Raw genomic sequence first — 8,854 nt, forward strand, 5'->3', positions numbered from 1 at the left:
TTTGTGCAAACCAGTATTTTATTTGCAAATAAAATCACCTTGTACCTAAATATAATTTTTAGCGATCGCTTGTTTTTGACCAGACCTCACAAAATCGCATTGCTCCCTTCTAATTGTATGGTGGTTTTACCCGACCCTGGCGCACCCAATATTAACAGCTTCCGTGTAACTTCTTCTGAATCGAAAACTTCTAAAATTGTTGTCGTGTCTGTGAGAGGAACAGCCGACTTTAGACCTATTTTTATTTCTGCATCCCAAGGCCGCCTTACCTGCTGGGGTTGTGATTCCTTTCCCAGATTGATCAACACGGCATTGTGTAGAGATTGCCTTAATCGTGCTGTAACTTCTTCCTTGACTGCGGCTAGTAGTATGCGCTCGTTCTTCGGTCGAGCCGGATTGCCTACTGGTGTTGTCTGCTGCCCAAAGAAAATATTCCAAATGTCCCCGCCGATTCTGCCAGCATTAACATTCTCAGCATTTATAAACCCACCGCCAAACTGGGCATTGCTTAAGTCGTTGTTATTGACTTGCTTCGGGTCTTGGGAGTCCGGCATGGATCGGTTTGGCCTTAAGCATTGTTGTTATGAATATTACCACCCATCCGATCTATGTTTGCTGTGTTAGCATCCACTATACCGCCTGCAAACTGCGAGTTTGGTTGATAGTAAATCGAGACTCGATCGCCAGTCTGAGCTAATAACTTATTTTGCTGGTTAATTGTGGAAAATAGTTGATTGATTATTTTATCTTTATCTTCCAGTCTTGCTTGGTATTGTGCTTCTAGTGCTTTAGCCGCAAAATCATACCCCTGCATGAACTGATTGTGAATTTTGGCTTTATCTGCATCAGGGGCAACAGCCACTCTGACTAAAATAATGCCATCGCCTTTCTTCTCAATGCTTTGGACATCCAATTGTGCGCCTTGGTTTTCGACTTCTACTTTTTTGAAGGAATAAGCAAAAGCATCCCAGTCGATACCATTGCGAAAGATTAGGTCAACTGTTTCTAGGGATTTTTGGAACAGCTTTGTGAATTCACCGGGAGCAAAGTTGCCACTGCTGGGACGGCGTTCTTTTTGACCTTGGCGGAGGTAGATGTAGTCGCAGATTACATTATTAAAGTTCGTGTAATTATTAATACTCCAGTCTTCTATACAAGCACCTGTAAGGGTTGATGCTGTAAAATTTGTTCCTAATGCTTGAGCTTTACTTAAAATTGCTCTGGTGAGGTTAGACTCAGTAAAGTCTGTTTGACTAAGATTAGCTCCTTTTAAATCAACATTTTCAAAATTACCCTGCCTAATATAAGCAGCGCTTAAGTTAGCATTATTGACATCGCAGCTACTGAAATTTGTATTGTTGAGGTCAGCTTTAGAAAGATTTGCATCAACAAGGTTAGCTCCTCTTACATCTGCATTTTTAAGGTTTACCCATCGCAGATCAGCACCACCAAGGTTAGCTCCTCTTAAATCAATACCCTCGATATTTGGCTTTATACTACGATTTTTTGTTCTCCAAGTATTCCAAACCTCTACTCCCTGCCTCAGTATCGCCAAATGCTCCTCATTCGCCATCAGCAGCTAACCCCTCTGCTCACCTGTTACCAACAAACTACTCCGCCTCCTGCCATCCATCAATTGAAGCCAACAGAATATTCACTAAAGGATGGTCGATTAGCTCTTTAAATGCTTCCGTTCCCCCAGCCTTCAAAGCACCTATTACCCGCGCTTTCAGTGTTGGGTTACTCTCAATCTCATCCACAGCCCTAGCCACAACAGTCATTCTTTGCAAAGTAGTTGCAGTAGGGTATGACTGACTCAGTTGGTTGAGTAGCTGCTGAATCTCTGCTGCGGCTTGGGCGAGGTTCTGCTTTTGTTCGGGGTTGTAGTTAGTGATGTTGCCGCCGATTTGTCCTGCATTTACGGTGTCGGCGTTGACTAAACCGCCACCGAATTGAGCTTGTTGCAGGTTGAAGTTAGAAGTTTTGTTACTCACCCGTTGTTGATTATTTTCGCCCTGGACGTTATTTATGTCACCACTCACTGAACCACCAACTGAAAAACCACCGGGGTTATTACTCATAAAACCTACCTGCTCAACATTTGAATAAAAGCTGGGACGCTGTAGTGCTGTCACTACCATATTCTGTAAATCAGCAATTCTGCTATCTTTTTCGGCGATTAGTGCTTTCACTTCTTGTTCTGCCAGAGCTTTTAGCTGATTATAAGTTGCGAAATATTCCGCACTCAGTTCGGATTTGTCGGCGGCGATCGCTGTTTTGGCGCGGAGCAGAAACTTATCCTGCCCCCGTTTTTCCATTGCGACTATCTCAAGTTCAGCATCAGGATGGTTTTCGGCTAACTGTTTGAACGAAATTGCGATCGCTCTGGGGTCAACTCCTTGGTTATGGTAGAGGTCGAGGGTGTCAAAGATGGGCTTGATGAAATCTCCAAATTCGCCCAGAGCAAACACTTCTTGACGATTGTCTGGTTTACGAAGTGGATCGGGGTTATATGCAGTGGGCAGGCGCATAAAAACGTATTCGCACTTTACCTTGTCAAAAAGGGTTTCATTAGTAATACCCCAATCTTCAATAAATGCACCCGTGAGAGTTGCGCCTGTGAAGTCAGTGCCATCGAGTTGTGTCTGTACTAGCTTGGCTCTGGATAAGTCTGCGTCTTGTAGGTTAGCGTGGCTCAAGTCTGCACCGATAAAACTGGCATTTGCTAGGTTAACTCCTTGCAAATTGACGCCTCGTAGGTCTTGACGATTAAAGTTTTTGCACTGGCCGTGTTTATTTATCAACCATTGCTGTAGTTGTACATTAGAGAGATAAGTTGTTCCTGAACGTATACAGTCAAGTTTCTTGGCTTGATACCAACGAGTATGAGTCAGAATAGCATTTCTGAAATCACTGCTTTTAAGTACTGCTTGTGTAAAATTAGCGTTGGTTAAGTCAGTACCCCGAAAACTGGTGCCTTCTGTACTGGCGAAAGCAATAGTAATCTTCCAAATCCAGCGAAAACGTTTATCCCCATTTAAAGCTAATTGACCAACATAAGAACCCAAAGCTGCCCCAACGAGTCCGCCAACAACCCCTCCAAACCATGCTCCACCTTTAATTAATTTTCTGAGTAGTTCATTTCCAATGAGTGTCGTAGAAAATGCTTCATTACTTGTTACAGATGAATTCAGGGCGACAGCCAAAACAAAAAGCATAGACATCACCCCAGATACAACTATCGCTCCAATCTTAGCCTCTGGTTCATCTACTGCTGCTGCGGGTGCGCCTACAGCTACCACAGCTAAAACAATAGCTACGGCTGCTACCAATTGTACATTTACAGCTATCGGCCCATAAGTAACATTTAGAACTGTACGAACAAAGCAAATAAACAAGAATGAAGCTATAAAAACATGAAATATACGAGGTTTCAAAGAGAGGAAAAAATATGTGGCAAAAGTAATAGCAATACCTGCTGTGAATCCTGATAGCCCTGCTACAAGAAACAATAATAGTGAGACAACAAATATTCCGTAGCTATTGAGTCCAGCTTTCGCTTTGTAAAAATTAGCTCTTGCCAAATTAGCACCACTAAAATCTGTGCCTTGGATATCAGAGCCGCTAAAGTCTGCAAGAGCAAGGTCTTGATTTTGAAATGAACGACCTCTGAGATTCTGGCCAGAGAAGTCTTTGGGCATGGCAGGGCTAGTAAAAGCGAAGGTTTACGCTAGATACAATTTGAGTATGCGCTTTTACGGACTGCCGCACAAGATTTTGTGATGAAGGGTAAACAAACGGGAGCTATGGCTGAGGCGAATTTCTACACTTGAGAAATCGCTTATCTCAATCTCAAAGAAGCATTACGAATCTAGATTAGAGCCTAGTTGCTGAAACTCGTATTTGTCACTGCTTGTAAAAAGGATAGGAAATCAAAATCCGTGCTAATTAACTCCCTTTCCCTAAGGTTTAACAGGAACAATAAGTTCTTAAAATTTCTTTAAAGTTTCTCGTGTGGTTGTCTTAACCTATTGTCAGTAGTGTAAAAGTTCTGGTTATTTCAACCTACCTTGTTAACTAAAATCCGAAGGTACAGGTATTTTGTCAGGTTTTGCTAGAAACTCTGCTCTTAACAAAGGTATTGACTCCTAAAATAAAATCTCAAGCTACTATGAACAAACAATCACTTAACTACAAATACTCAATTATTTCCCTATTAGGTGCAATAATAGTTGGCAACGGATTTTTCTCCAAAGTATCGGCTCAAAACATTTCTGCTCCAGACACTACTGATTCTATTGCCGTCAGTGTCGAAAATCAAGAGTTTCCCCAATGGGGATATTATACGGTACGAAGAGATTTTCGCAGATGTGCTTCTCCAATATGCGGTGGATATTTCATCAAGCAAGTAAACTTGAAAGCTACTCCTTGCTTAGATGGTGTTTTTCGCTCCGAATGCTATGTGTCTGCAATTGATTGGAGTTCGCTAAAAGTATCACCATTAGAACTGGCAAAAATCCAAAATGATGATGGTAGCCGTCTACTTCTGTTAGGTAACATAGTGCCAGTGACATTTCCTCTCTTCGGTGAGTTTGGGAATTTGAGAGTAAAAGAAGCCTTCTATGCCGCTACAGCTGCCCCACCAAAAGGTACTTTTGTGGGACTAAAAGACAATGGCATTCGCTGTATCACTACTCCTTGTTTCTCCACAAATCAACTGGTTTTGAATAAACCAAGGGTTTCTCAAGTTTCGTCAATTGATTTGAGTCAAACGGGTGCAACGCAAAAACAACTTGAGGCAGCAACAAGCGAAATTTTTGGTAAAGGTTTGATTGCTGTAGGTACAACGGAGGTAATAGAAAACGCAGATCCAACAAACAGAGGTACTCAGTTTGTGGCTACGCAGTTTTATCTGAGAGTGGAACCAAAGTAAAGGAATTTTGGTTAGCTCAGGTAAATATAATTCCCAAAATAGACAAGTGGTGGTGGGAGCGATGGCACTTCAACTACTGGCATATTTCAGCAATCGTTCCCACTCCCAACGCCACGCAGTATCTACCGTAATTTCTTTGCCGTTGGTGAACTTAATAAATTCTGTGCCTTCATCATAAAAAACATCCGCAACGAGGCGATTGCGTACATCGTACCCCCACATTTTTGCTGCCGCATTCCACCACTTTTGGCCAGGTGATTCTAGATTTGGCAGTTCAAGGTACTCGTCGCGCCATGCTTTTGGTTTCCATTGCTCTTGCAAGGCACTGGTCAAAATTGCATTTGGGAAATATTTCTTTTCGTGCTTTTGTAGCCACAGCACATAGTCAATTGTGCTTCTGAACGCATCCTCTAACCCGTAAGTACAGCCTTCTAAAGCATTCTGAACTTCTTCGAGCGAAAAGTTAACGCCTAGACTGACTAACGCTCGTTCGTATTTCTTGAATACCTCGTATTCAACAGAGTCTCTTTCCCAGAACCACACAGTTAACACTTCTCCTATGCAGTTATTTTCGCTTTCTTATAGTGTAATTGGTGATAGAAATACCCCGCAGTTTCGGCTAAATGCAGAGATTGGGCGCACAGTTAAGCCGTACTGGGAAAATATAGCGGGGGGGATCGCTTACTTGAAGGAGGCGTTACGGATAAGGATTGGGATCGAATCTCCAAAAGCCGTATTTATTGCTGCTTGCAAAGAGGGATGGAAACCGGAGTCCGCGCAGGTTAAGGCACAAACCCGAAATAAATCCATTCTTCGTATTAAAACGAATAACCGACTACCCCCACTCAAAACCACCAAGGCTGGGGATTTATTTTTATGGATCTCCCTAAATCTGTTGTCAAGGATTGGTTTGATTGGGCGAGGAAACAAAGGATTGTGATTGCTCCCGTCAGGTGAGGTTGTGTATACGCTCTTTGGCTGAGGCTGTAGCCTTGCTCTCGATGATGCGGTGGTTTCCGGTGCGGGAGTAATGCTGCAAGGAAACTGGCGATCGCTGTAGTTCAGTGTCAGTAAAAATTAGTACCTATCCATAGGTGTATTACATAAAACCCTGTTGTAGTTATTGACCAGCCTGATTTTGTACATGGCTTAACCAATTTTCACTGGTGGCCAAAACTGGCGATTTAATTATGGGTAATTTACCGGACATCATATCAGTTATGCTTTTTAGTCGATGAAGATACCCGATAAATGTGAAAATATGGTAGGCATTCGAGCCGAAATAGTCAGGCTAGACCCTCAATTGATTGCATTAATTGGTCAGCGTTTATGAGTAACCCTATTTTACATGAACAAGAGCCAGACTTTGATTTGTCTATTCAAGAGAGCCTAAAACAGCTTTCCGCTCAATTGGGATCTCCTCTGGATGAAACATCAGTCATGCAAATATACCAGAATGCATCCGAACTACTGAGCCACCTTTCCCCATCACCCCTTACTTTTGCCCGTGTTGCAGGAACATTACTGGTTTACCAAGTCCAAAACACAGAACCCGAAGAGATAAACTGGTTCAATACTCAAGTCAAACAATGCTTGAGCGAAGAAGAAGTTGAGGAGTTGATTGAATCCATATATCGCACTGATGCTTTATGATTGCTTTCTAACTAATTCACCAGCTTCAATTCTTCGCGCTTATTATTTTTTGACCCAACCATTTTCATCAACTGCTGATTCAGGTAACTCTGCGCTGAAAGGTAAATATTATCCCAAATCACAGGATTACGGCAGATTTTACTCCCAACTGTATTACCAGCCAGTTTCTCCGACACCAAGTATTTTTTGTAATAGTTATTCCATAAATGCTGTAGAAAATCAAGAGCGAACTCATCAAATGGAATGATCCAGTTGTACTGTTCATCCAAAAACACCCGATAAGCAGCAACAATCGGCATGGCAATATCCGCAGGTGCAGCAAACCCAAACGAATAGCGACTATCCGGTAGAAGCGTGTTCTTTCGCGGGTCGATTGAAGCGAGGTCAACTACTCCCTTCTTTCTGGGCTTAGTAATATATTCCTCGATTATTTGAAATAACCTTTGTTCAATCCACAAAGCTTTGGGCAGTAACGGCAACAGCTTTGACAACCTTTGCCTTTCAGCTTCAGATAAAGAAGGTGTATTGCTGACAGGCGGGTGTTTGGTTCTACTCTTGCTGTCTGGGTTGTATTTGTTCCTGTCCAAGCAGTTCATCAATTTGATTAGGTGATTGACATTGCACTGGGGACTTTTGGGCGCACCGCTTTGGTTCTGATAATAGGCGATGCGGAATTTTGTTTCTTCCTCGCGCTCCAGTTGGGCTAAAAACTGCTTGATGAATTTGTAGTCACCCCTAGCGTTAACTTTAGAACGCGCATCCACGGGGGCAGATGTGTTTGATGCTAGGGCGATGTCTTTTGCCTCATCCTCATTTAGCCCTATGTGAATTGTAACTTTGACTCTGGCTTCAGTAAGGTCGTACTTATATTCTCTTGCCTGTTGAAAGGCTAAAACCGTATGCCCCCCATTGATAATGCCATCGCTACCGCCTTCACTGGCTTCCAGTATCTCTAGTTCTAGCTGTGTCTTTTTACTGTTGGGCTTAACCTCGTTGGCGCACAGCACGATTCCGCTATGTCTGGAGAAGAATTTATCAGGCTCAGTGGTTAAGGAGTCGAAGATTTGTCTGTATGTTGAGCTTTTGCGGTTGGGTTCTCGAATATTAGGTTCTAACGGCAAGTCGGCGGGGAAGCTGTCAACGTGAACGGTAGCGATAATGCAGTGGGGGTTTGCATTGAAAAACTGGTCTACTTTCAAAGCCCAATTTTTTGGCATAGTCTTCAAAGCCCAAGAGTGCAGCTGATATTAAAGAAGGATACGCGCATTCAGCATCAAATTGCACTAAAAAATTTCAAAACATTTTGGTATAAGTTAACTTGAAATAGATTTTTGCGTTTAGTGAGGTTTGATATCCACCCCACTAAACGCTGATTTTTTGCACAGATAGTAGTGATTATTTGCGCTCTGGTTCATAGACGAGTGCCATAACACCTGAACTGAACGACTGTGATTCCAAAAGCTTCAAAGTCGCAGTAGTACCCTCTTGAAACAGGTGCTTACCTTTGCCTACAACTACCGGGTAAACAAGCAGCCGATAGAGATCCACAAGCTCGTGCCGAATGAGAGTTTGCACAAGCGCAGCACTGCCATAGACCAGAATGTTCTGACCGGACTGCTGCTTGATTTGGGTGATTTCTTGGACGATATTATCTTTGATGAGTGTTGAGTTGTTCCATTCCAATGCGTTCAGGGTCGTTGACACCACGTATTTGCGGACGTTATTCATGTAAGAAGCCCCAACATCAGCGCTGTTTGGCCAGGCGGCGGCAAACCCTTGATAGGTCACGCGTCCCAAAAGCAAAGCATCACTGGTGTCTTGCTCTTGATCTTTAAACTGAGCGATGTCGTCATTCCAATAGGGTGCAGTCCATGCAGGTTCTTCTATAACGCCATCGAGTGACATAAATTCAGTGACGACTACTTTTCGCATGGTGTTATCCTTTTACCATTCGCTGTCTACTGCAATTATGGTGCAAGGAAGAGAACGCAGTCTTGGAAAAAAACGCAAACTATGGAACCGTGCTTTTGGGAATGATTTGTGCGGGAGTTTTGCCAATAAAGTGCTTTAGCGAATTAGTCAGATGTGCCTGGTCAAAATAGCCTAGTTTAAAGGAAGTATCTAAAATGGATGTACCTTGCTCAAGCAACGAGACGGCACAGTGGGCGCGTTCGATCTGCTGAATTGTCTTTTGGGTTAATCCGGTTGCCCGCAAGAAGCGGTACTGTAAAGAGCGTACCGATATGTCGGGCGTGTATCCTTGTATTG

The 8,854-nt window shown here is 43.0% G+C and carries 9 protein-coding genes; 2 read left to right on the plus strand and 7 right to left on the minus strand.

The window, feature by feature from the left end; genetic code table 11:
- Window positions 1-86: 86 nt before the first annotated feature.
- The 3 genes from H6H03_RS38255 to H6H03_RS38265 are packed head-to-tail and all read right to left on the minus strand — an operon-like array spanning window position 87 to window position 3,701.
- Window positions 87-554, minus strand: coding sequence for a hypothetical protein (locus tag H6H03_RS38255; RefSeq protein WP_242058211.1), 468 nt, complete (start codon window positions 552-554; stop codon window positions 87-89).
- 14 nt (window positions 555-568) lie between these two features.
- Entirely contained in the window at window positions 569-1,573 is a 1,005-nt protein-coding gene (locus H6H03_RS38260) for a pentapeptide repeat-containing protein (RefSeq protein WP_190960201.1), read from the minus strand.
- 37 nt (window positions 1,574-1,610) lie between these two features.
- The gene (locus H6H03_RS38265) at window positions 1,611-3,701 is read right to left on the minus strand and encodes a pentapeptide repeat-containing protein (RefSeq protein ID WP_190960202.1); all 2,091 of its coding nucleotides are present in this window, start codon (window positions 3,699-3,701) and stop codon (window positions 1,611-1,613) included.
- Between the two features lie 470 nt (window positions 3,702-4,171).
- Here H6H03_RS38265 and H6H03_RS38270 point away from each other — a divergent pair, with 470 nt between their 5' ends.
- On the plus strand, window positions 4,172-4,933 hold the full coding sequence (locus tag H6H03_RS38270; RefSeq protein WP_190960203.1) for a DUF6748 domain-containing protein: 762 nt from the start codon (window positions 4,172-4,174) through the stop codon (window positions 4,931-4,933).
- Window positions 4,934-5,002: 69 nt separating this feature from the next.
- Here H6H03_RS38270 and H6H03_RS38275 read toward each other — a convergent pair whose 3' ends face one another.
- The gene (locus H6H03_RS38275; protein ID WP_190960208.1) at window positions 5,003-5,476 is read right to left on the minus strand and encodes a hypothetical protein; all 474 of its coding nucleotides are present in this window, start codon (window positions 5,474-5,476) and stop codon (window positions 5,003-5,005) included.
- A 786-nt stretch (window positions 5,477-6,262) separates the two neighbouring features.
- Here H6H03_RS38275 and H6H03_RS38280 point away from each other — a divergent pair.
- Entirely contained in the window at window positions 6,263-6,586 is a 324-nt protein-coding gene (locus tag H6H03_RS38280) for a hypothetical protein (RefSeq protein ID WP_190960204.1), read from the plus strand.
- A gap of 11 nt (window positions 6,587-6,597) precedes the next feature.
- On the opposite strand, the gene H6H03_RS38285 is transcribed toward H6H03_RS38280, so the two are convergent.
- From H6H03_RS38285 to H6H03_RS38295, 3 genes are all read right to left on the minus strand, one after another.
- The gene (locus H6H03_RS38285; protein WP_190960205.1) at window positions 6,598-7,803 is read right to left on the minus strand and encodes an AIPR family protein; all 1,206 of its coding nucleotides are present in this window, start codon (window positions 7,801-7,803) and stop codon (window positions 6,598-6,600) included.
- Between the two features lie 178 nt (window positions 7,804-7,981).
- Complete coding sequence (locus H6H03_RS38290; RefSeq protein WP_190960206.1) at window positions 7,982-8,518, minus strand: dihydrofolate reductase family protein; 537 nt, start codon at window positions 8,516-8,518, stop codon at window positions 7,982-7,984.
- 79 nt (window positions 8,519-8,597) lie between these two features.
- Window positions 8,598-8,854 (minus strand): helix-turn-helix domain-containing protein (locus H6H03_RS38295; protein ID WP_190960207.1); only part of this gene is annotated, 257 nt, incomplete at its 5' end.

The organism is Nostoc paludosum FACHB-159 (assembly GCF_014698835.1).
GTDB lineage: Bacteria > Cyanobacteriota > Cyanobacteriia > Cyanobacteriales > Nostocaceae > Nostoc > Nostoc paludosum.